Raw genomic sequence first — 21,924 nt, 5'->3', positions numbered from 1 at the left:
GCAATTGGGCCAAATCACAAGCTGGCCTCTAGGGCATAAGCATAACATTTTCAAGGCGGATATGGTATATTGAAGAGACTAACATCCATGTCCGAGGTGAAAAATTATGCTTCTCCGCATTCAATTATTCGCGGGTCTTGCAGAACGTTTGCAAACATCCGTTCTTTCCTATTCTGTTCCAAAGTCTGAAATTACTGCTGATGAACTGAAAATAGCGTTGTCCATATCCTATCCGGAGGCTGCCTCGCAGATCTCCGTTTCTTTTGTAGCCGTAAATCAGGAGTATGCTCCAGGGGACTACCTTATTACGGAAAATGCAGAAATCGCCCTTATTCCTCCTGTTTCCGGAGGTGACGGACAAGCATCCGTTCATGTCCTGTCTAAGGACGGCCGATTCTGTATTACTGACCAGCCATTATCTGTTGATGACGTGACGTCTAAGGTGCTGGATCCCAATCACGGAGCCACCCTCTCCTTCGTTGGTACCACACGGGAAATGACAGGTGAGCAGCGCACAGTGCATCTTGAGTATGAAGCCTACATCCCCATGGCGCTCTCCCAATTGGAAGCCATCGGTAAAGATATTGATACCCGCTGGCCCGGCACCTTATGCGCGATTTCACACCGGATCGGCAAGGTGGACATTATGGAGACCAGCGTGATCATTGCGATCTCTACAGGACACCGAGATGATTGCTATGAAGCCAGCCGGTATGCCATTGAAAAGCTGAAACAATCCGTCCCGATTTGGAAAAAGGAGATTTGGGACGATGGTTCGGAATGGAAGGGCCATCAAAAGGGGCCGTGGGACCCAACTGTAAGGCTTTAGCTCTGGGAATATTGGCATTGTCAATCCATTTTTTTCTTGATATGATAGTTGATAACAGATGTCGAATTTTGAAGAAATGGAGTGACGTATTGCTTGAAAGTGCATGTCACAGACTTAAAACCAGGCGATCGGCTGCTGGCCGATACTTTTAATGAACTGGGTCTTCACGTTTTGCAAAAAGGAACGGAACTGAATGAAATAGGGATCAGAAAGCTGATGCAGCACGGCGTGGACTATGCGGACATTGAGCCTGCTGTTTATCAGCCTGAGATCACTATGATTCATACACAGCAGCATGAGCTTTTACATAAAACTAAACCTCTCCTTGAGCTAGCCGTAGACGGATTCGAGTCCATGTATTTGGAAGCGTTAGCAACCGGCCGCTTTAATGAAACCGTGGTAGACGATATCATGGAGCCCCTGGTCGATCAATTGAAGGAACATAAGGACATTGTGTCTCTCATGCTCTGCATTGATCAGAATGATGATTATACATACAACCACTCGATGCAAGTGGGCATTCTATCCTATTACATTGCATCCTGGCTCGGATTCTCCAAAGAGGAAGCCTATGAAGCAGGAAGAGCTGGTTATCTTCACGACATCGGCAAGTGTCAAATCCCGGGGAGCCTGTTAAACAAACCAGGCAAGCTTACCCCAGAAGAGTTCGAAGAAATGAAACGACATACGATATACGGACATGACATCATTCGAGCGTCCACAATAGATTCCATCCCTGCACTGGTTGCCCTGCAGCATCATGAACGTGATGATGGCAGCGGATATCCCCATGCAATCGACAAAAAAGAAATTCATCCATTCTCACGAATTACCGCCGTAGCCGATGTATTCAGCGCAATGAGCATGAACCGCGTTTATCAGTCCAAACAGGAATTGCTCACAGTCATGCGTGAACTGCACAGTATGAGCTTCGGCAAGCTGAGCGCCAACGCAACCCAGGCATTTATTCGCCACATGCTGCCTAATTTCATCGGCAAACATGTTATTCTCTCAACAGGAGAAACAGGTACCATTGTTATGACCAACCCGGCCGACTTCTTTCGTCCATTAGTCAAAACGGAAGACCGTTTTGTCGACCTGTCTTCCGAAGCAAACATTGGTATTGAGCAGATCTTTTTATAATTTTATCGTTTTCTTATGACATATCCCGGTTGATGTGACCAGCTAGCTTGAGTGATGTGAATAAGTATGATTATAAACACGAAACGACCGCCTTCCGGTAGAAATACCGGGAGGCGGCCGTTTTTTGTTGAATAAAAAATACGTGTCCGTGCGAGATGTACACCGGAGTGTATAAGCCGCAACAGACACGTATTTCGTAAGGTTAAGCTCTTGAAGGAAATCCGGAAACCCAATGAAACTAAGGTTAACCGATACTTCCTTCCATTTCGAATTTGATCAAGCGGTTCATTTCTACCGCATATTCCATCGGCAGTTCTTTCGTGAACGGCTCGATGAAGCCCATAACGATCATTTGCGTCGCTTCTGCTTCGCTCAAACCACGGCTCATGAGGTAGAACAGTTGATCCTCAGATACTTTCGAAACCGTTGCTTCGTGTTCAAGAACGATGTTGTCATTCTTGATCTCGTTGTAAGGAATGGTATCCGAAGTGGATTCATTATCCAGAATCAGCGTATCGCATTTAATGTTGGCTTTCGCGCCTTCCGCGTTGCGTCCGAAGGAAGCCAGACCACGGTATGTTACTTTACCGCCATGCTTACTGATGGATTTCGATACGATCGTTGAAGTTGTATCTGGTGCCAGGTGGATCATTTTCGCACCGGCATCCTGATGCTGGCCTTTACCTGCAACTGCGATCGACAATACCATGCCTTTCGCACCGCGTCCTTTGAGCAGCACCGCAGGATATTTCATGGTCAGCTTGGAGCCGATGTTACCGTCAACCCATTCCATGGTTGCATTTTCTTCGGCAACGGCACGCTTGGTCACAAGATTGTAAATGTTAGGTGCCCAGTTCTGGATCGTTGTATAACGGACGCGTGCATCCTTTTTACAAATGATCTCAACAACCGCGCTGTGCAGCGAGTTCGTGCTGTAAATTGGAGCGGTACAGCCCTCAACATAGTGAACGAAGCTGCCTTCGTCTGCAATGATGAGCGTACGTTCGAATTGTCCCATGTTCTCGGAGTTGATCCGGAAATAGGCTTGCAGCGGGATTTCGCATTTCACGCCTTTAGGAACATAAATAAAGCTTCCTCCGGACCAAACTGCACTGTTCAGAGCTGCAAATTTGTTATCGGATGGCGGAACCACCGTCGCAAAATATTCTCTCAAAATTTCAGGATGCTCTCTGAGCGCCGTGTCGGTATCCGTAAAGATAACGCCTTGGTCCTCAAGATCCTTTTGCATATTATGGTATACAACTTCGGACTCGTACTGAGCAGATACACCAGCGAGGAACTTCTGCTCCGCTTCCGGAATACCCAGCTTGTCAAAGGTTTCTTTGATTTCGGAAGGAACCTCTTCCCAAGTCTTGCCTTGCTTCTCAGAAGGTCTTACGTAGTACTGGATATCGTTAAAGTCCAGCTCGTCGAGATCGCCGCCCCATTTAGGCATTGGCATTTTCTCGAACTGCTCCAGGGATTTCAAACGGAAATCCAACATCCATTCCGGTTCGTTTTTGATTTTGGAAATTTCGGTAACAATTTCACGGGTCAAACCTTTACCCGTTTGGAAAACCGCTTTGTGTTCGTCGCGGAACCCATATTTGTACTCTTCAATATCAGGGGCCTTTTTAGCCATGGGTTTGAACCTCCCTATCATTTATGATTATGCTGATCCTCGTCAATTCCTTTCCGCAGTGCATTCCACGCCAAGGTGGCGCATTTGATGCGGGCAGGGAACTTGTTAACTCCGGACAGAGCTTCAATATCCTCGTAATCGTCGAATTGGACGTCTTCACCTTGCATCAGCGAGGAGAAACGGGTAGCCATATCCTGTGCTTCCTCAACCGTCTTGCCTTTAATGGCTTCGGTCATCATTGAAGCGGAAGACATGCTGATGGAGCAGCCTTCACCAGTATATTTGGCATCCTGTACGATTCCATTATCCACCTTGAGCTGCAGCGAAATCTTATCGCCGCAGGTCGGATTGTTCAGATCCACTGTAACGGTTCCGTCTTCGAATTTACCCCGGTTGCGTGGATTTTTGTAATGATCCATAATCACGCGCCGGTACAAGTCATCAAGTTGCATTAGCCAAAATACTCCTTTGTCTGGATTAATGCGCTGATCAGACGGTCCACATCTTCTTTGGTATTATACAGATAAAAGCTTGCACGGGCCGTTGAACTTGCCTCCAGCCAGCGCATCAGCGGCTGGCAGCAGTGATGTCCCGCACGGATGGCGATGCCGCTGGCATCCAGAACCGTTGCCACGTCATGCGGATGAACATCACCCAGATTAAATGTCACCAAGCCCACTTTACGCTCACGCGGTCCGTAAAGCTGGAGTCCCTCAATCTCGGACAAACGGCTTACTGCATAGGAAGCCAGTTCATGCTCATGCGCTTCGATGGCATCCATTCCGATGCTTTCGAGAAAATCAATCGCAGCTCCAAGCCCGACGGCTCCCGCAATAATAGGTGTACCGCCCTCAAACTTCCAAGGAAGTTCCTTCCAGGTGGAGTCGTAAAGACCTACATCGTCAATCATTTCACCGCCAAATTCCACAGGTTCCATGGATTCTAGCAGCTCTTTTTTGCCGTACAGCACACCAATGCCGGTAGGTCCACACATTTTATGACCTGAAAGAGCATAGAAATCGCAATCCAGATCCTGCATATCTACCTTCATATGCGGGGTGCTTTGAGCTCCGTCAACCACCATTACGGCACTATGCCGGTGTGCGAGAGCCGCAACTTCCTTCACCGGATTGATGACACCCATAACATTGGAAACGTAAGCCATGGATACAATCTTCGTTTTGTCCGATACCACTTTCTCAACTTCAGATAAGGTAACCGAACCGTCTTCTTGTAGTTTAACATATTTGAGCACGGCACCGGTGGCTTTTGCCACCTGCTGCCATGGAATGAGATTACTATGATGCTCCATTGGTGTCAGAACAATTTCATCACCTTCTGCCAGTACGGAGCGCGCGTATGACGAAGCAACCATGTTCAGTGCTGTCGTTGTTCCGCGTGTAAAAATAATTTCCTTGGTACTCTTGGCATGAATGAACTTCGCCACTTTTTCGCGTGCGCCCTCATAAGCATCGGTAGCACGGCTGCCGAGCGTATGCACACCACGGTGCACGTTCGCATTATCATATTCATAATAATGACGCAGCGCTTCAATCACGGCCAGCGGCTTCTGCGAAGTCGCAGCGCTGTCCAGATACACCAGAGGATGACCGTTGATCTCCTGCTTCAGAATCGGAAACTGCTCGCGAATGGCGTTGTTCATTGTCCCAGCTTCCCTTCAATGACAGCCTGAAGTTGCTTTTGGAGGCCCTCCAGCGGGATTTGGGAAACAACAGGAGCCAAGAAGCCATAGATAATGAGGGATTCGGCAACCTCGCGGGAGATACCACGGGACATCAGGTAGTAAATCTGTTCCTGATTGACCTGACCAACCGATGCTGCGTGACCTGCTTTTACATCATCTTCATCGATGAGCAGAATCGGGTTCGCGTCACCACGAGCTTTAGGGCTCAGCATGAGCACCTTTTCCGTTTGCTGGCCATCGGATTTCGTCGCACCCTTTTCAATCTTCGTAATACCGTTGATGATCGCCGTTGCTTCTTCACGCATCACTGCACGAGTGATCATTTGGCTTTCGGAAGATTTACCAAAGTGATTCGCACGAGTCGTGTAGTTCAGCTTCTGAGAACCAGAGCCGACTGCGATAATCTTGGAATCGGAAGTCGAACCGTTTCCTTTTAGAATCGTATACGTATCACTCATGGTGTCGCCGCTGTTCATTTCCCCGACGATCCATTCCATGGATGCATCATTGTCGATTACAGCTCGGCGGTAGCTCAGATCCGTTACATTCGTTCCCATTTGGTGAATGGTTGCATAACGTACCTTCGCACCGGACTTAGCAAAAATCTCAACCGCTCCGTTATGGGTAACGGCTTTTGTGCTTTCGCCGGACACATAGTTATCTACATATGTGACAGAACTGTTCGTGTCAGCGACGATAAGGATATGCGGGGCAAAGGTCGCCTCTTCGTCGTCTGTCAGCAGTACAGCCTGCAGAGGCATCGATACTGCTACGTTTTTCGGAATATAGAGGAAAATGCCTCCGTTCCAAAGTGCGGCATGCAATGCGGCAACGGAATGCTCATCCGCTGTAACTGCCGTATGCAAATGAGCTTTAACAAGCTCCTCATGCTCTTTTATAGCCGTATTCAGATCTGTGAAAATCACACCCTGCTCAGCCAGTTCAGAAGCCAGTTTGGTGTATATTACACCAGAGTTGCGCTGGATAATCAGGCTTCCGGATTCCTGATCTTTCACCAGTTCTTGAATGGAGGCAGGAACCTCCGCCAGGGATGAAATACTTCCACTCTCCTTGGAGCTTCCGTAATTTTGGATATCCCAACGCTCAATTCTCATTTTCTCGAGCTTAGGCAGTTCAAGACTTGCCGCAAGCTCCAATGCTTTGAGACGATTTTCCGTAAGCCAGGTTGGTTCTTGTCTTTGTTTGGACAATTGACTCAAGCCTTCAGCGTTGACCGGAAGAATGGTTTGTGTTGTCATAATGTTTTCCTCCTTCCGTTTTTTTACGCTTCTTGACCTACAGTCTCGTCTTCAATGCCAAGTTCTTCCTTAACCCAGTCATAGCCTTCTGCTTCCAGACGTTCAGCAAGCTCAGGACCACCGGATTTAACGATACGGCCCTGCATCATCACATGGACAAAGTCCGGTTTAACGTAGTTAAGCAGGCGCTGATAGTGGGTAATAATAAGGAATCCGCGATCCTCACTACGCATTGCGTTCACGCCGTTGGCAACGATTTTGAGAGCATCGATATCCAGACCGGAGTCGATTTCATCCAATACTACGATGTTCGGCTCAATCATCATCATTTGCAAAATTTCATTCCGTTTTTTCTCACCGCCGGAGAAGCCCTCGTTCAAATAACGGTGTGCAAATTCGGGATTCATGTCGAGTTCTTTCATTTTAGTTTCCATTTGACGGATAAAACGAATCAAGGAGATTTCCTGTCCTTCTTCGCGGCGGGCGTTGATGGCGCTACGCATAAAGTCAGAGTTTGTTACGCCCGTGATCTCGCTTGGGTACTGCATAGCGAGGAATAGGCCTGCGCGAGCGCGCTCGTCGACAGCCATTTCCAGAACGTCTTCTCCGTTCAACGTAACACTGCCTTCAGTTACTTCATATTTTGGATGACCCATAAGCGCAGAAGCGAGGGTACTTTTACCGGTACCGTTTGGCCCCATGATGGCGTGGATTTCTCCGCCTTTCATCTCCAAATTAATTCCTTTGAGAATTTCTTTGCCTTCAATTTCCGCCTTAAGTCCTTCAATGGTAAAGTGAGTAGCCATATACGTTATTCCCTCCGTTTTTTGTTTTACCGAAATCAGAAAGTCTATTTAAACAGGGATGACCTACCCTGATTTCAAGCAATTATAATTATCAATTTAAAATAAATCTAAATTGATTCTCATTGATTATCACTAATTCTATATTAAAGTCAGGCTCATATCAACCGCCCCTGTCTGCAAGAATTCAAATAAATGAAGAAAGCAGGCTCAGCTTACGAAAAGCCGAGTCTGCTTTAATATGGGTACTCTCCTATTCCCATAACTGTCATGCTTGCTGAAACCTGCACTTTTTTACGGATATTTGCGCATCATCCGGCACCGGCATTCATTTGCTCGTCACCAGCTGGCTTATTCAATATCCTTCAATGCTTAAATATTTGCTTACGCATAGACCATATAAAGGAAATAACATTTTGTTTATTATTTTTATACAGCAACCATGAAGCGGATCCTTTCGAAACCGGTGAAGGCGCTCAGCACAAAAGAATGAACTTAGAATATAAGGTCAAACCTTATGTATCAGGATAATAATGAGGAATGGATCCGTATTCCTGCGTCCAGTACATGATGCCGATTCTTGCCTCGATTTTCCCGTATTCAGAAACACCGGTCATCAGATAGTTATGTTTCACACCAAAAGGCGCTCCGGAGAAAGACCGGCGCACCCGCTTCGGTGTTCCTTTTCAGCTATCCGGTAAATAAGCGCCGCTTCTTATCCCAGATAAGAGCGCAGCATCCACATATGCTTTTCAAGATCATTTTTAATTTTAATGAACAAATCTCCTGTTGGATGGTCTCCTGCTTCCTCCGCCAGATGAATGCCTTCATGCATTTCCTCAGAGACGGTTGCAAAGTCCTCGATCAGGGTTTGTACCATTTTACGCGCGTCTTCCTTGCCGGAAGCTTCTTGAATGGTAGCCAGCTCCAGATATTCCTTCATCGTTGCGGCAGGGCTGCCTTTAATAGTGAGAAGGCGTTCAGCCACTTCATCCATTTTCAGGGTGACATCATCATAGAGCTCTTCAAATTTCACATGCAGCGTGAAAAAATGCTCCCCTTTTACATACCAGTGGAAGTTATGGATTTTCACATAAAGTACATTCAAGTTCGCAACTTGCTGGTTCAATATTTGTTCGAGTGTTGTTGTTTTGGATTTAGATGTTGTTTTAGCCATTGTTTAATCCCTTCCTTTTCTCTAATAGTAAGAACCGGCCTTCTGTAGACCGCTCTGAAATTATGCATTAAGTGGCTTCAATCAGCGGTCTTAACCGCCTCAGGGGCTCTGTTTATATTTTACCCTGTACACCTTGGTACGAAACAAAAACGCATCCCAATCTTCATGGAAATCCATACATGTGACATAAGAGTGAATAACTTCAACCTATGGGTGTTACAACCCTGGTCGTTTTCCGGCAGATACAAAGCTGAGCGATCAGGAAATTGGCGATTGCAATCTGAATTTAGTATTCCATATTACAGAACACAGCAGCAGTGATAAAAGTATCATTGTCAAACAAGCTTAGCCTTATGCGAAGGCTCTTGTTTTTCATCATTCCAAAAAGCTGTTCTATGATTTAACTGGAAGAAACCCAGTCCCTGCAGGGACTGGGTTTGCGAGGTTCTGTTGAAAAAAGCAGGCTCAATCATATGTCCATCTAGAGCCAACTACAGCATTTTAAGAAGTGCTTCATATCCGGGCATTCCCGGGGTAATTCCAAGGACGGCTGCTTCCGTAGTTACAGATTCGAGCGGCGCCTCCAGCAGTTCCTTCAGTGTCTTTACGCCTACCGCCCTGCCGGCAATGATTTTACGGTCGCCCAGGCGGTCATTCAAAAGTCCTACATCAAGCGCCCCGCACATGATATACCCGCGCGAGGTACTGATTGTCAGTAATGTAGTCTTGGGCAGCTTTACCTCTACTCCGACAAGCGTATGTTCTCCAACCGGAATGGGCTCCATAGTCACCATGGGCTCACACCTCCTCTTTGGATAAAGTGTTCAGATTATGTGTATTCCTTCTAGGGGCTCAGTGTGTATGAAATAAGGGATAAAAATAGAACCTTTTTCTAGGAATAAAGATATGCTTCACTCCGACATTAGGACTATCCAGCATTACATGTTCATGATATGATTTATAAAGTTCAAGACTTATTTTTTTGCACATGTTATAGGCTGGGGGATTTATGGAAAACAAACAATCTAATGAAGAGTCAGGATATTTATTTAATGTAGATATTCTGGTTAAAAGCCGCTCGAACGCACTCGCTCTGCAGGCTATAATTGAAATGCTGAATGAAAATGAAAACATCGCTGATTTCCGGATTAAATCAGGAATGGAACTTGGACAGCTTATCGAGTCCATGCTGCAGGTTAAACGGAAATCTCTAATTAACAAATCGGGCGCTTCTACGGTAACGCCATCGCCTTTATCTGATTATAGAACTAAACTCAAGGCAAAGACCGAACAACCGGCCGCAAGCACCAGCTCCCCCGCTGAGAAAAAGATGAACACCACTGAATACAGCTCCCAGCTGCATGAATGGATCACGGACTGCATTCATGATAACCGGCTGATCCGTTTGACAGCAACCCGCGGCGGACAACCAACCAGCATGCCCTGTCGTATTTTGAATTTCGACGAAATCAATCAGCTGCTGAACGTTTATCATGTGGATGAGAAGCAGGTATATTCATTCAAGCTTAATGAAATCATTGAAGTCGTTTAATACGATCAAAGCCCTTGTCGTCCGGTAAAAGGACAGGCAAGGGCTTTTTAATGATTACTTTTTCTTTTTTGAAATGGCTTCAGCCATTAGGCAAATCCAGCCGATCATGAAAGCCACGCCGCCAAACGGGGTAATAATACCTAAAGGCTTGATTCCCGTAATGGCCAACAGATATAAACTGCCTGAGAACAAAATAATACCGGCGAACAAGAGCCAGCCAGCCCAGGCCAGTTTCCGCGAATCTCCCCAGAATCCGGCAGCAACGGCAACGAATATGATTCCGAGTGCATGCACCATATGGTACTGAACGCCGGTTTCATACACCTTCATCGATGACTCGCCAACAATCGGCTCTAGTAAATGGGCTCCAAAAGCACCGATCGCCACGGAAAGCATGGCCATCAATGCACCAATAATCATAAATTTACGCTGCAAGACTTTATCACTCCTTATCCTGTCATCTCGTTTTGTCTATTCTGACAATCATATTACCCTATACAGTATATCATTTTCCACTGTGAACGCTCTGTGAACGCTTTAAGAAGCATCCATTCAGCTTGATTTTTGATTCATAATATGGAAGAGTAATAACCATACATATTTCATTTTGTAAGGAGAGACATAACCATGGAATCACAACAGCCTCCCCAGCATCCGCCGCAGATTAAGCGACACTCCGGCCCCGGGATTGCTTCATTTATTATCAGTCTCGTATCCATGCTGGCTTATATCATTAGTGTGGGTGCGATGGGAGCCATATTTTCTTCCAGTCTAGATGGAGAAGGCCTTTCATGGTCGGATAGCTCGACGACTGGCGTCACGATTATTACCATCATTCTGATCGGACTGTTCGCCGCCAATATAATTGGCATTGTCCTGGGAATTATCGGCACAGTACTCCGAAACCGCAAAAAAATCTTCGCGATCCTTGGACTAGCTCTGAATACAGTAATTATTTTAAGCTTTGGTCTGATGTTTGTCATTCTGATGCTTAGAGCCGGAAGGGGATAGATATGTCCAAGGTTAAAGTTTTTGCCGACAGCACCTGCGATTTGCCCAGGGAATGGCTTCGGGATTATGACATTGGACTTATCCCTTTATATGTAACCTTTGGCGATCAGACCTACAAGGATGGATTGGATATCACAACTCCGCAGCTATATGCTGAAGTGGACAAAACAGGCAGCCTGCCGAAAACTGCCGCACCTTCACCAGCGGACTTCATTCAAGCCTTTTCCCCTTTTATAGAAGAAGGCCGGGATATCGTATACATCAGCCTGTCGTCGGAGCTTTCCTCCACATATCAGAATGCCGTGATTGCCGCGGAAGAATTTCCGAAAGGAAAAGTCACGGTAATCGATTCACTGAACTTATCCACGGGGATCGGACTTCAGGTCATGAAAGCCGTCAAGGCAGCTGAGCAAGGAATGTCTCCACAGGAAATCGCTGCTTTGATTGAGCATATCAAGCCGCTCGTTGAAACGGAATTCGTCATCGACTCCCTGGACTATCTGTATAAGGGCGGACGCTGCTCAGGCATGCAAAATCTCGTCGGCAGCCTGCTCAAAATCCGCCCGGTCATTAAAGTGATCGACGGCAAAATGACTCCGGCCTATAAGGTCCGCGGCAAGAGGGAAAAGGCACTGGAGCAAATGCTGAGCAACGCCCTGGAAAAGCGGGATCACATGGACGACGATCTTATCTTTGTAACCCATTCCCTGGCTGAAGAGGATGCCCGAAAGCTAAAACACATTCTAGAAGAAAAAACCGGTGCCCGCGAGGTGGCTATCTCGGATGCCGGCTGCGTTATCTCCTCCCACTGCGGAGCAAAAACGATCGGTATATTGTACGTGAAAAAGGAATAGCTCTAGCGAAAAAAAACATATGGATCGTCAGCCTTCATGAAGACTCGTACACCTTGTACGATGGACTCATGCGGGCTGTTTTTCTTTTATAAATGGAGAGTGCCCCTTCCATTTTCCCGCTTGTCAGAAAATTAAATATCCATTAAAGTAATATCCAATCAGAACGAATACATTCTGACCTAAAAGCAACATACGTTTAAGGGAGATGTTCATGCCAAATCTTAAAGTTTTCACGGACAGCACCAGCGATCTGCCGAAACAATGGGTCGACCGGTATGAGATCGGAGTCATTCCGCTGTATGTCGTGTTTGGGGACGAGCAGCTGCGAGACGGAGTAGATATCACAACGGCCGAGCTGTATGAACGAGTAGCCCAAAACGGAAGCCTGCCTAAGACGGCTGCCCCTTCTCCCGCGGATTTTATGGCTGCATTTGAGCCACATGTCCTGCAGGGAGATTCAATTTTGTACATCAGCTTGTCCTCTGAGCTATCCGCTACCTACCAAAATGCGTTGATTGCTGCAGCTGAGTATCCGGATGCTTCAATTCGTGTCGTCGATTCCCGCAACCTGTCAAGCGCTATAGGTCTGCTTGTCATGAAAGCAGTTCATGCCGCCAGTGAAGGCAAGGGCTTAGATTCGATTGTCAGCATGCTGGAGACCGTTCGTCCACAGGTTGAAACGGAGTTTGTTATCGACACGCTCGAATACCTTTATAAAGGCGGACGCTGTTCCGGCGTACAGAATTTGCTGGGAAGTCTACTAAATATCCGCCCGGTCATTAAGGTTATTGACGGGAAGATGACACCTGCCTACAAAGTACGGGGCAAAAAAGAGAAAGCAATGAATCAGATGCTTCAGAATGCCCTCGAGAAAAACGACCTGATGGATAATGATCTGATCATTGTCGTCCATTCCTTTGCTGAGGATGAAGCCAAATATCTGCAAAAGTTGCTTCAGGAAAATACCAATGCGGGTGAAGTGGCTATTTCAACCGCAGGCTGCGTTATATCCAGCCACTGTGGTCCCAAGACCATCGGCATCATGTACTGCAAGAAAGCATAAAGCTATTTTTATTTTTTTCTGATCCGAAGACTCTTTAGCAGAGCTCGACATATATGCTTATAAAAAAGCAAAGGACAGCCATAACGGCTGTCCTTTGCTTTTATTTCTTCTTGCCCGGATCGATATCCTTTGGATTCAACCCCGCCCAGACATTGGGAATATTCGCTTCTTCCGGATTTTCAAATACAAGAAACGCCGTCGGCAGATAACGCTCCCCATATTCGGAGGAAGGCTTATTGAGGATTTCATTGTTCTTCACAAGCACCGTAGATGATCCACCGTCGAGATTGGCAGCAATGACGGCACCATGCTTCAGCATGATTTGCTGGACGTCATACAGATTCGCCCCGATACTATAAGTTGGCTGGCGGCCGTCGATCACGACGAACAGAATGGCACCATCCGCCCGCTGACCCATGGCCGTCCGCGGTGCAATGCCCCAGCCCTCGCTGGCATTCTTGATCAAGCCTTTGCCGTTAACGATAATACGCGGCTGAAACGTAACAGCCTCTTTAACTCCCATATTGTTCAAATCTTTCAGGGAATAGTGGCCGGCAATCATTTTACCGGTCTTATCAATCCCGACAACCTGAGTCGATGAGTTATTGCCCAGACCGTTGTAATACAGCTTCCCTTGGGAGATGACAATACCAATGGGCTTAAAGCCGTTTCCTTTCCAGTTCGGATCGGCAAAACCGCCTCCGTTGACTCCGGCAATGGCTCCGGTTCGCTTCACCATGCTGGAGACCTTTTCGCCCTTGCCGCGGGCCTGAGGCACGCCAAGGCGAATTTTCGTCGGATCATTAACCGTCATTACGTATCCATGATAGCCTTTGCCCGAAATCTCCTCCACTTCGACGAGCTGCTTCTTCGTTTCAGAGGTTTCAGAAGAAGTCTGCGTCGGAGCCGGAAGCTGAATCTGATGGGTATCCTTCTCCTCGCCCATGGATTCAAACCGTTTATTATATTCTGCGACCCTGCGGTCGAGCTCGGCTTGCCCGATAATATATTTAGCCAAATAACGATGCTGAGTCGTTATTAATGTATCCGCTGCTAGAAAACGGTATTGGTTGCCGGACGGTGTCAGAAAAAACCAGCCTGCCCCTATCATTCCCACAATAAGCATGGTCCAGATCAGCCTGGAAAAGAACCATCCCAAGCCCTTTTTACGTTTTTTACGCTTCTTGTTTTTAACGGGTTGAGTACTCTTTTGCTGCCTTACCGTGGATCTCTTTGGCAGTGATGCTTGCTCCATCGTTTAATTTCCCCCATAGCGATGCTTTTGTAGAATAGACGCATTTCAGGAAATAAATGTTTCAAAATTCTCGTAAAAAAGCCAAAATAGGCTATTTTTGGTCTATGATTTGCGCCAGATGCGGAATTCCAAGCTCTCATATATATTGATAGCACCGGACAGCATTTTCCGCGGCCATGCAAGCTTCGTGAACAGCTGATAAACCACCACGGACGAAAAAATACCGAGAATCGCGCCGCTCAGAACATCGGTTGGATAATGGACTCCGTTCCAAATCCGTGAAAAGGCAATCAAAGCCGCGAGCAGCATCCAGACAACTCCATCCTTTTTACGGAACAGAAAAATCGAGAACGCAATCACAAAAGAACCAATCGAATGGTCACTCGGAAACGAAGCGTTGGCCGCATGCTCAATCATCTGGTGAACCTGATGGGCAACAAAAGGACGATCCCGATAGAACAGATGGCTGAGAATAGTTCCAATCACAAAGGCAAGACAAGCGGAGGCCAGAGCCTGCACAACCATCTTCCGGTTCTCCCTCTTCCGGGTAAACCAATACACAATAACGGCCAGATAAAATAAATATTCCGCGTCCTTGGACAAGAAACGCATGATCGCGTCGATGGCCGGATGATTGCCCGCTGCGTTATTGATCCAGCTAAACAACGAGTAATCCCATGATAACAAAGAAATAATAATCTTCTCCTCTCCTTGCAGTAAATGCTCATACAATGTCAATATTTCTACCAAAAAGATGATGGTATGATGTCCAGTATAATAGATTTTCGCTGTCGCATTCAAATCCAGCTCTTGTACAGCAACAAAAACGCCCGCCCCGTAAGGGCGGACGGCTTCATGACTTCTCTACCAGTTTGCGCGGGTATTGATCTTCTTCATCTCGTTATCAGTCCATTTTCCATAAACGAAAAATGCGAGATTCGAGATGTCAGGGAAATTCGAGCGGATTCCCTGCTGCACATTATGATATTGCGCATCGGTTCAGTCTGTGTCCAAAGCTGCAATGATTTCGGCGCTGCCAATTTTCTGCCGGGTCTGGCTCAATATGCCATCGCCATCATATACCCAGCTTTGAGGGAATTCCCAATCATCAAAATAAGCCATCGGTGAGATGAAGTCCATATAAGGCATGAATTTCGCAACATCCTGTCCGCATTCCACAAACTCAGGCGGTAAAATATAGGCTCCGAAAAAAAGTCCCGGTGTAATACCATTCAAATCACTTCTCACATCGCGAACATATTCTCCGAGCTTAGTCGTTCTCCATTCATTCCATTCCTTACGCTTTGCATTATCTGTATTAAAATTAATCGTGATCGGGTCATAGCCGTATGTGTTTTTGTACTGCGTTCTGGTATAGCTGCCCATATCCATGTTGTAATCATCGAAGCGGATCCAGTCGAGCACAATCCCGTCGACATCATAGTTCGTGGCAACCTCCTTTATGATGGAACGCTCATATGCCTGCACATCCGGATGAAGCGGATTCACGAAGTATTCACTGCCATTGGACCCTGTAAAAGGCTTTACCTTACCGTTGACAAGGGAACGCATTTGCCAATCACTATTCTTGTCAAAGGCTGCTCTATCATGGAACTGCGGAATCCAGGCCCTTACTTGAATGTTCTGTTTATGCGCTTCGGTGATGACATCCTTGACCGCGTCAAAATTGGAGTATCCGGAAGCGATCGGAGCGATTTTGCTCTTATAAAATACATAACCTGACGGGACTTCATCATCCTCATCCTGTTTCACGCTCAGATTAATGACAGAAATGCTGCGCTTGGCAGCATTGTTCACAAAACTGACGACTTCATTATGGTTCTTAAAATTAGCGACCGTCCGCACGATAATTTCAGAAACGAAAGGACCGCTCTGCGCCGACGTTGTCTGGGCCGGAACGGACAGCATAAAGCTCATCAGCAGCGCGGGCAAAGCCAATAAGAGCGCCCGTTTTCTCTTATGTTTAATCATTGTTCGTCCACCTCTCAAATGGGATTCGTTTGGTTTTGTAGGGAGCCTGACCAAGGTGTCTTTTGATCCTCCTCCTCTCGCAGCCGTTACTGGAAAGCTTCAAAAGCTCTCCTCATCCCTCCGTCCGGCCGATGTCTTTTGATTCTGTATGATGAAAATAGGGGATGGTCAATTGAACAGTTGTCCCGATTCCAAGCCGGCTGTAGAGCATAACACCGTAAGAATCGCCAAACTGCAGCTTAATGCGCTGATCGACATTGCGGATGCCGTAACCCATCTTAATACCGCTTGGTGAGAAAATCTGCCGGATGGTTTCCGCGTTCATGCCGATACCGTCATCAATAATTTTAAACTGGATTGCCCGCTCTCCAGCCTCAGCCGTCATGCGGATATGGATGTTATCACCGTAAAAAGCATGCTCCAGAATATTCTCCACAAAGGGTTGCAGAATCAACTTTACAGTATCGAAGCCAAGTACCTTCTCGTCGATATCGATGTTGAAGGTAAGCCGGTCCTCATACTTGATTTTTTGAATTTCAATATAGGTTTGAACCTGCTGCAGCTCCTTCTCGACCGGAATCATCATTCGGCCTTCATTCAGTGTCAGCCGATAGAATTTTGCGAGCCCGCTGACCATCGATCGGATTTTGCTAATTTCTCCGAACTGGGCCAGCCGATTAATGGAAGAAAACGAATTGTATAAAAAATGCGGGTTGATCTGTGCCTGAAGAATTTCCAGCTCCGCCTCTTTTTTCTGCAAATTGGACAAGTACACTTCCTGGATCAAACGATTCATATTCTCACCCATGTCATTAAGCGCCAGTGCAATTTGGTTAAATTCATCCTGCCCTCCGTAGCGGAGCCGCTTATGCAAATCTCCCTCTTGAAACGAACGAAGCACGGAAACGATCTTGACAACCCGTCTGGAAAAGTATCTGGAGAGCAGCCAGCCTGCCGCGGAAAATAAAATAATCATGATGATACATACGATGATCGTGACGCTTTTGACTTTCTGGATATCCTGCTCCATCACCCGGTTTGGGATATTGGCAGCGAGCGTCCAGTTCAGACCCTCAATCGGCACTTTAATTTGCAGATAGTCCTTGCTTTCCAGCAGCGGAATTTGCTCCTGCCTCATGTTTTTATCCGCCGAAGAAAGATAGATAATGTCCTGCTTGTCATTTTCTATGTACAGAGTACTTCCGTTTCGGAACTTGTCTTCATTTACACTTTCCAGGAGATCAGCAATCTTAACGGTAATACGCACAAATCCGAAAGGCTTGGGTGCGGTTGGCTCATAGGTGTCCATCAATCTCCGGAGCAGTGAAATGTTCCCATACCTGTCATCCTCCTCAATCTGGTGCCACTTCATGGTCACCCCATACTGTTCCTGGGGCAGGTCTTTAAACCACGCTTTGTCCACAATGCGTTTCTGATGGAAAAGCTCGTAGAATCTTCCTTTACTCAGCGGGTCGATGCCTTCATAGGAGTAATAGACTTCCGGAATGGTATCATTTTGAATAAACACAGACAACGCGATATTGCGGTTTGTCGCATGAATCGTATTTTGCAGCGTCGGCATCAGATAGCTTTGCAGTGTGTCGAAGCTGTACCAGCCATCATCATAACGCCTCAGGGAATCTGCCAGCGTTCGGTCATAATACAGCAGATCCGTTAAACGCTGAATATCCTCCACCTTGTAATGAATATTGTCCTGGATCTGCTGAAGAGTGCCGCGGATGTTGGCCTTTGTTTGTTTTCGGATGGATTCTACGGAGGTGTTATAGGCGAATATGCCTACAAAGGCTACCGGCACAATCAGCAGAACAATGTATGAGATCATCAGCTTATAGCCGAATGACAGAAATCGTTTCTTCCGCATCATGGGAAATCCTACTTTCTTTCTTTCTTTCTTTCAGCACTGCTTGCGGTATTCGCCAGGCGTCATGCCGTATTTGTCCTTAAACTGCCGGCTGAAATAAGTCAGATTCTTGTAGCCCACACGCCCAGCAACCTCAAATATTTTATAGTGAGGATCGCGAAGCAGTTCGCAGGCTTTCTCCATCCGCCTCTCTACGACATAATCACTGAAGTTGATCCCAGTTCCTTGCTTGAACAGAACTCCGAGATGATTCGGGGAAAAAGAAAATAGGTTACTCACATCCCTGAGCGCAATATTCTGAGCAAGATGCTCCTCCACATAAGCACAGACCGATTCCAGCAGTTTGTTGTTTTTCTTTTGCTTCTTCACATGCAGCATTTCAGAGATTTCGAATACTCTCCGGCGCAGCCAGGACTGAATATCATCCATCGTTTCGAATTTGAACAAAATGTCCAGGTTTTCCATCCTCATGCCGAGCATCTGGAACAAGTTCTCATGGAGCCCTGCCAGATAGGCATCCAGTCTGGATATAATTTGGATAGCGAAGTTATACACGGTGGATTTGGACTTCATCCGGCGGATCAAGGTGAAAACATGCTCAAGTTCATCATGTATCTGTACAAGCCTGTAATTCGACATTTCAGCGAAAAGAGCATCAAGACGCATTTCCAGACTTTGCATCTCCTCAAAACTGCCCGACTCAAGCTCAGCAAACTGAATCAGCCTACTCTTGCCTGCCAGCATCTTATAATCCAGCGCCTGCTTAGCCTGATGATAGGACGCCTGAATAGAATCGAGCGAAGCTGCTGTGCTGCTCAGTCCTACTGTGATTGTGACAGGAAAATGGACTTCGATGCATTCAATTAATCGGCTCAGCATGTTCTCGCATGCAGTGAGATGCTCGGCCTGCAGTACAAGGGCAAATTCACGGCTGGATAGCTTGCACAGCGATCGAACCCCGTGCTCGGTGCTATAATCCAAAATCGTTTGATAGAGTCGATGGATGATCTGCTTCGCTTCGATTTCGCTGCAAGTGTTCAGTTTCCAGGCCACATCATCGATTTCAATGACAGCAATCCGGTGCGGCATGAAAGGACTGATTCCACATTGTTCAAGCAGCAAGTCATCTGAGTGCGTACTCTCACTGCCATGCTGTCCGTCCAGCAGTCCAAGCAGCAGATCATTCTTCAGCATAGGCAGTGTTTTATAGTAATCGGATTTCAGCCTCGACTGCTGCTCCTCAAGGTCAAGCTGGCATTTCACCTTCTGAAGGACCTCGATCATCTCATCATCCTCTACAGGCTTCAGGACATAGCTCTGCACATTCAGCTCCATCGCCTGCTTGGCATAATGAAAATCCTCATATCCGCTCACAAATATGATTTTCAGCTGCGGGAGCAGCTGCAGCGCTTCACGGGACAGCTCCAAACCTGACATAATCGGCATCCGGATATCCGTGATCAGAATATCAATCGGGTGCTGCCTGATATAATCCAGCGCTGCGAAGCCGCTGCTTACTACCGCCGCCACATTCATCTGAAGTTCCTTCCATGGAATAAACCGCTCCATCCCTCTTAAATCCAGCACTTCATCATCTGCCAGCAATACGTTATACATGCATGCTATTCCTCCCGGGTCACCCGCAAGTTCAATGCTACCGCGCTCTATTGAACCCATCATATAACATTTCATTTTTAACATGTTGAAAACGCTGCAACTTCATTGCAGAAGTCTATAAATCGTTGTTCAAGTCAGTATTTTTGCAGGGAAGGCTCCTATACCATAAATTTCAGCAGAGTAAATTTGCAAAGGAAGTGCTCACATGAAAAAACGCACCACATCCGTTTCGCCTCCGGGGGCCGATCACAAATCATTCTGGTTCAGGTTCTCCAGGCAACTGGACCTCCAACTGATGGTCATCCCGGCGATGGCTCTTATCCTGATTTTCTCGTATCTGCCGATGTACGGGGTGCTGATGGCTTTTCAGGATTATGATATTTTCCAGGGCTTTCTGCATAGTCCCTGGGTGGGACTCAAGCATTTCAAAATGTTCTTCGAAGCCCCTGAATTCTGGACCGTGATGCGCAATACGTTTGTGATCAGCGCGCTGAGGCTGCTCATCGGTTTTCCGGCACCGATACTGCTCGCGCTCATTTTAAACGAGATTAGCCATCTACGCTTCAAACGGATTATTCAGACCGTTAGCTACCTGCCTCACTTCCTGTCATGGGTCATCGTATCCGGCTTTGTGGCCTCCATGCTCGCGACTGATAACGGAAGCATTAACATGCTGCTGCAAAGGCTCCACCTGGTGAATGAACCGGTCAACTTCCTGTCCATACCTGAGTATTTCTGGGCCATATTGATCGGAACAGGCGTCTGGAAGGAGATTGGATTCTCCGCCATCGTTTATTTGGCTGCCATTGCCGGCATTAATCCGGAAATTTACGAAGCAGCTTCCATTGACGGCGCAAGCCGATTGAAGAAAATCTGGTACATTACCCTGCCCGGCATCACCGGCGTCATCACAATCTTCATAATTCTCGCGGTTGGCGATATCTTAAGCGCAGGCTTCGAGGACATTCTGCTGCTCGCCAAAAACCCTGTACTGCAGGATGTATCCGATGTCATCGATACCTACGTTTACCGCGTTGGCATCCGGAACTCGCTCTTCTCCTACGCCGCCGCCGTCGGGTTGTTCAAATCCGTGATCAGCGTCGTACTGCTGACGGCTGCCAATATGATGGCCCGCAAGCTGGGCCGAAGTCTGTGGTAGTACCCAGCAAGGCAACTACATTATTGAAATGCAGGTGATATCGACATGAAAATCAGTTTCTCCGATCGCATCTTTCTCAGTCTGATCTATGCATCACTTTTACTTATGGCCTTCGCCATGCTGTATCCCTTCTGGAATTCTATCGTAATCTCATTGAATGTTGGCTCGGATACGACCCGTGGCGGGATCACCTTCTGGCCCAGACAGTTCACGCTTGAGAACTACAATGTTGTGTTTCAGGATAAGCGGTTAATGACAGGCTTCCTTATTTCTGTCCTGAGAACAGTAATTGGCACGATTCTATCCATCGTATGCACGGCAGTCTTCGCCTATGGTATGTCCAAAAGACAGCTCATGGGACGGAAATGGTATATGATCCTGTGCATCATCACAATGTACTTTAGCGGTGGGTTGATTCCCTCCTTTCTGATTAATCGCGAGCTGGGCCTGATGGATAATTTCTGGGTAATGATTGTACCCAATATTATCAGCGTATGGAACATGATCATTTTCCGCACCTTTTTTCTGGAGCTGCCGGAAGGACTCGAGGAATCTGCGAAAATCGATGGCTGCGGCCACTGGGGCATCTTTTTCAAAATCGTCGTCCCGATTTCGGGTCCGGTCATCGCCACTCTCTCCCTGTTTTCTGCTGTCTGGCACTGGAATGACTGGTTTACGGCCAGTATTTACATCACGAGTGAGCATCTGCTTCCGATCCAAACCCTGCTTCAGCAAATCTTAAGCTCCAACATTATGTCCGAGCAGATGATGCAGACCAACGCTGCAGCACGCAGCCACATGTCCCAGCTTCAAAGCGTCACTACCAAATCGCTTACCATGTCAACCATGCTGGTAGCGACGATACCGATTCTGCTGGTTTATCCATTTTTACAAAAATATTTTACCAAAGGCGTCATGATCGGTTCCATTAAAGAATGAAGCCGGATATGATCGATGTAAAAGTCTTCTGAAAGGCTTGTA

Annotated in this window: 21 protein-coding genes; 8 read left to right on the top strand and 13 right to left on the bottom strand. The window is 46.8% G+C overall.

Annotation, left to right across the window (positions count from 1 at the left end; genetic code table 11):
* Positions 1-106: 106 nt before the first annotated feature.
* The gene (locus tag E6W40_RS03120; protein WP_136604145.1) at positions 107-829 is read left to right on the top strand and encodes a molybdenum cofactor biosynthesis protein MoaE; all 723 of its coding nucleotides are present in this window, start codon (positions 107-109) and stop codon (positions 827-829) included.
* Positions 830-922: 93 nt separating this feature from the next.
* On the top strand, positions 923-1,972 hold the full coding sequence (locus tag E6W40_RS03115) for an HD-GYP domain-containing protein (protein ID WP_136604144.1): 1,050 nt from the start codon (positions 923-925) through the stop codon (positions 1,970-1,972).
* A gap of 244 nt (positions 1,973-2,216) precedes the next feature.
* Here the strand turns inward: E6W40_RS03115 and sufB are convergent, their stop codons facing one another.
* The 7 genes from sufB to E6W40_RS03080 form a co-directional block, all read right to left on the bottom strand.
* Positions 2,217-3,614: a Fe-S cluster assembly protein SufB gene (gene sufB, locus E6W40_RS03110; RefSeq protein WP_136604143.1), complete on the bottom strand. Its 1,398-nt coding sequence runs from the start codon at positions 3,612-3,614 to the stop codon at positions 2,217-2,219.
* A 17-nt stretch (positions 3,615-3,631) separates the two neighbouring features.
* On the bottom strand, positions 3,632-4,066 hold the full coding sequence (gene sufU / locus E6W40_RS03105) for a Fe-S cluster assembly sulfur transfer protein SufU (protein ID WP_136604142.1): 435 nt from the start codon (positions 4,064-4,066) through the stop codon (positions 3,632-3,634).
* The gene (locus tag E6W40_RS03100; protein WP_136604141.1) at positions 4,066-5,277 is read right to left on the bottom strand and encodes a cysteine desulfurase; all 1,212 of its coding nucleotides are present in this window, start codon (positions 5,275-5,277) and stop codon (positions 4,066-4,068) included. Before E6W40_RS03100 ends, sufU begins: the two co-directional genes overlap by 1 nt.
* Positions 5,274-6,578 carry a Fe-S cluster assembly protein SufD gene (gene sufD, locus E6W40_RS03095; protein WP_136604140.1) on the bottom strand — a complete coding sequence of 435 codons (1,305 nt, stop codon included), beginning with the start codon at positions 6,576-6,578 and terminating at the stop codon, positions 5,274-5,276. The genes E6W40_RS03100 and sufD overlap by 4 nt, the downstream gene beginning before the upstream one ends.
* 23 nt (positions 6,579-6,601) lie before the next feature.
* On the bottom strand, positions 6,602-7,384 hold the full coding sequence (gene sufC, locus E6W40_RS03090; protein ID WP_136604139.1) for a Fe-S cluster assembly ATPase SufC: 783 nt from the start codon (positions 7,382-7,384) through the stop codon (positions 6,602-6,604).
* A gap of 712 nt (positions 7,385-8,096) precedes the next feature.
* A complete protein-coding gene (locus tag E6W40_RS03085) occupies positions 8,097-8,558 on the bottom strand; it encodes a Dps family protein (protein ID WP_136604138.1) in 462 nt (153 codons plus the stop codon).
* Between the two features lie 491 nt (positions 8,559-9,049).
* Positions 9,050-9,352 (bottom strand): YunC family protein, encoded by a 303-nt coding sequence (locus E6W40_RS03080; protein ID WP_136604137.1) that lies wholly within the window; start codon positions 9,350-9,352, stop codon positions 9,050-9,052.
* A gap of 215 nt (positions 9,353-9,567) precedes the next feature.
* On the opposite strand from E6W40_RS03080, the gene E6W40_RS03075 reads away from it, so the two are divergent.
* On the top strand, positions 9,568-10,110 hold the full coding sequence (locus E6W40_RS03075) for a YolD-like family protein (protein ID WP_136604136.1): 543 nt from the start codon (positions 9,568-9,570) through the stop codon (positions 10,108-10,110).
* A gap of 54 nt (positions 10,111-10,164) precedes the next feature.
* Here the strand turns inward: E6W40_RS03075 and E6W40_RS03070 are convergent, their stop codons facing one another.
* Entirely contained in the window at positions 10,165-10,545 is a 381-nt protein-coding gene (locus E6W40_RS03070; RefSeq protein WP_136604135.1) for a DUF423 domain-containing protein, read from the bottom strand.
* 192 nt (positions 10,546-10,737) lie between these two features.
* On the opposite strand from E6W40_RS03070, the gene E6W40_RS03065 reads away from it, so the two are divergent.
* From E6W40_RS03065 to E6W40_RS03055, 3 genes are all read left to right on the top strand, one after another.
* On the top strand, positions 10,738-11,121 hold the full coding sequence (locus E6W40_RS03065; RefSeq protein WP_136604134.1) for a hypothetical protein: 384 nt from the start codon (positions 10,738-10,740) through the stop codon (positions 11,119-11,121).
* 2 nt (positions 11,122-11,123) lie between these two features.
* Positions 11,124-11,975 (top strand): DegV family protein, encoded by an 852-nt coding sequence (locus tag E6W40_RS03060; protein WP_136604133.1) that lies wholly within the window; start codon positions 11,124-11,126, stop codon positions 11,973-11,975.
* 211 nt (positions 11,976-12,186) lie between these two features.
* Positions 12,187-13,038 carry a DegV family protein gene (locus E6W40_RS03055; RefSeq protein ID WP_136604132.1) on the top strand — a complete coding sequence of 284 codons (852 nt, stop codon included), beginning with the start codon at positions 12,187-12,189 and terminating at the stop codon, positions 13,036-13,038.
* Between the two features lie 100 nt (positions 13,039-13,138).
* On the opposite strand, the gene E6W40_RS03050 is transcribed toward E6W40_RS03055, so the two are convergent.
* The 5 genes from E6W40_RS03050 to E6W40_RS03030 all read right to left on the bottom strand — a co-directional run bounded on the left by E6W40_RS03050 (position 13,139) and on the right by E6W40_RS03030 (position 19,784).
* Entirely contained in the window at positions 13,139-14,293 is a 1,155-nt protein-coding gene (locus tag E6W40_RS03050; RefSeq protein ID WP_136604131.1) for a phosphodiester glycosidase family protein, read from the bottom strand.
* Positions 14,294-14,395: 102 nt separating this feature from the next.
* Entirely contained in the window at positions 14,396-15,094 is a 699-nt protein-coding gene (locus E6W40_RS03045; protein ID WP_246072829.1) for an undecaprenyl-diphosphatase, read from the bottom strand.
* A 198-nt stretch (positions 15,095-15,292) separates the two neighbouring features.
* Positions 15,293-16,285: a family 10 glycosylhydrolase gene (locus tag E6W40_RS03040; RefSeq protein WP_136604130.1), complete on the bottom strand. Its 993-nt coding sequence runs from the start codon at positions 16,283-16,285 to the stop codon at positions 15,293-15,295.
* Positions 16,286-16,397: 112 nt separating this feature from the next.
* Positions 16,398-18,170, bottom strand: coding sequence for a sensor histidine kinase (locus E6W40_RS03035; RefSeq protein ID WP_246072827.1), 1,773 nt, complete (start codon positions 18,168-18,170; stop codon positions 16,398-16,400).
* 30 nt (positions 18,171-18,200) lie between these two features.
* A complete protein-coding gene (locus E6W40_RS03030; protein WP_168928808.1) occupies positions 18,201-19,784 on the bottom strand; it encodes a response regulator in 1,584 nt (527 codons plus the stop codon).
* A gap of 205 nt (positions 19,785-19,989) precedes the next feature.
* Here E6W40_RS03030 and E6W40_RS03025 point away from each other — a divergent pair, with 205 nt between their 5' ends.
* Positions 19,990-20,943, top strand: a complete 954-nt coding sequence (locus E6W40_RS03025) for an ABC transporter permease (protein WP_246072826.1) — start codon at positions 19,990-19,992, stop codon at positions 20,941-20,943.
* 45 nt (positions 20,944-20,988) lie between these two features.
* Complete coding sequence (locus tag E6W40_RS03020; protein WP_136604127.1) at positions 20,989-21,882, top strand: carbohydrate ABC transporter permease; 894 nt, start codon at positions 20,989-20,991, stop codon at positions 21,880-21,882.
* The last annotated feature ends 42 nt before the right edge of the window (positions 21,883-21,924 follow it).

Origin of the sequence: Paenibacillus dokdonensis, assembly GCF_004916975.1 — a bacterium.
Lineage (GTDB): Bacteria > Bacillota > Bacilli > Paenibacillales > Paenibacillaceae > Paenibacillus_AQ > Paenibacillus_AQ dokdonensis.
The sequence above is the reverse complement of the archived record's forward strand: the minus strand, read 5'-3'. Positions and strand labels throughout refer to the sequence as shown.

Coding starts and splice junctions, on each gene's coding strand:
- E6W40_RS03035 (WP_246072827.1), bottom strand. CDS start 18,170: ATGATGCGGAAGAAACGATTTCTGTCATTCGGCTATAAGCTGATGATC.
- E6W40_RS03080 (WP_136604137.1), bottom strand. CDS start 9,352: ATGGTGACTATGGAGCCCATTCCGGTTGGAGAACATACGCTTGTCGGA.
- E6W40_RS03120 (WP_136604145.1), top strand. CDS start 107: ATGCTTCTCCGCATTCAATTATTCGCGGGTCTTGCAGAACGTTTGCAA.
- E6W40_RS03050 (WP_136604131.1), bottom strand. CDS start 14,293: ATGGAGCAAGCATCACTGCCAAAGAGATCCACGGTAAGGCAGCAAAAG.
- E6W40_RS03060 (WP_136604133.1), top strand. CDS start 11,124: ATGTCCAAGGTTAAAGTTTTTGCCGACAGCACCTGCGATTTGCCCAGG.
- sufD (WP_136604140.1), bottom strand. CDS start 6,578: ATGACAACACAAACCATTCTTCCGGTCAACGCTGAAGGCTTGAGTCAA.
- E6W40_RS03040 (WP_136604130.1), bottom strand. CDS start 16,285: ATGATTAAACATAAGAGAAAACGGGCGCTCTTATTGGCTTTGCCCGCG.
- E6W40_RS03075 (WP_136604136.1), top strand. CDS start 9,568: ATGGAAAACAAACAATCTAATGAAGAGTCAGGATATTTATTTAATGTA.
- E6W40_RS03030 (WP_168928808.1), bottom strand. CDS start 19,784: ATGTATAACGTATTGCTGGCAGATGATGAAGTGCTGGATTTAAGAGGG.
- E6W40_RS03020 (WP_136604127.1), top strand. CDS start 20,989: ATGAAAATCAGTTTCTCCGATCGCATCTTTCTCAGTCTGATCTATGCA.
- E6W40_RS03025 (WP_246072826.1), top strand. CDS start 19,990: ATGAAAAAACGCACCACATCCGTTTCGCCTCCGGGGGCCGATCACAAA.
- E6W40_RS03100 (WP_136604141.1), bottom strand. CDS start 5,277: ATGAACAACGCCATTCGCGAGCAGTTTCCGATTCTGAAGCAGGAGATC.
- E6W40_RS03065 (WP_136604134.1), top strand. CDS start 10,738: ATGGAATCACAACAGCCTCCCCAGCATCCGCCGCAGATTAAGCGACAC.
- E6W40_RS03085 (WP_136604138.1), bottom strand. CDS start 8,558: ATGGCTAAAACAACATCTAAATCCAAAACAACAACACTCGAACAAATA.
- sufB (WP_136604143.1), bottom strand. CDS start 3,614: ATGGCTAAAAAGGCCCCTGATATTGAAGAGTACAAATATGGGTTCCGC.
- sufU (WP_136604142.1), bottom strand. CDS start 4,066: ATGCAACTTGATGACTTGTACCGGCGCGTGATTATGGATCATTACAAA.
- E6W40_RS03055 (WP_136604132.1), top strand. CDS start 12,187: ATGCCAAATCTTAAAGTTTTCACGGACAGCACCAGCGATCTGCCGAAA.
- sufC (WP_136604139.1), bottom strand. CDS start 7,384: ATGGCTACTCACTTTACCATTGAAGGACTTAAGGCGGAAATTGAAGGC.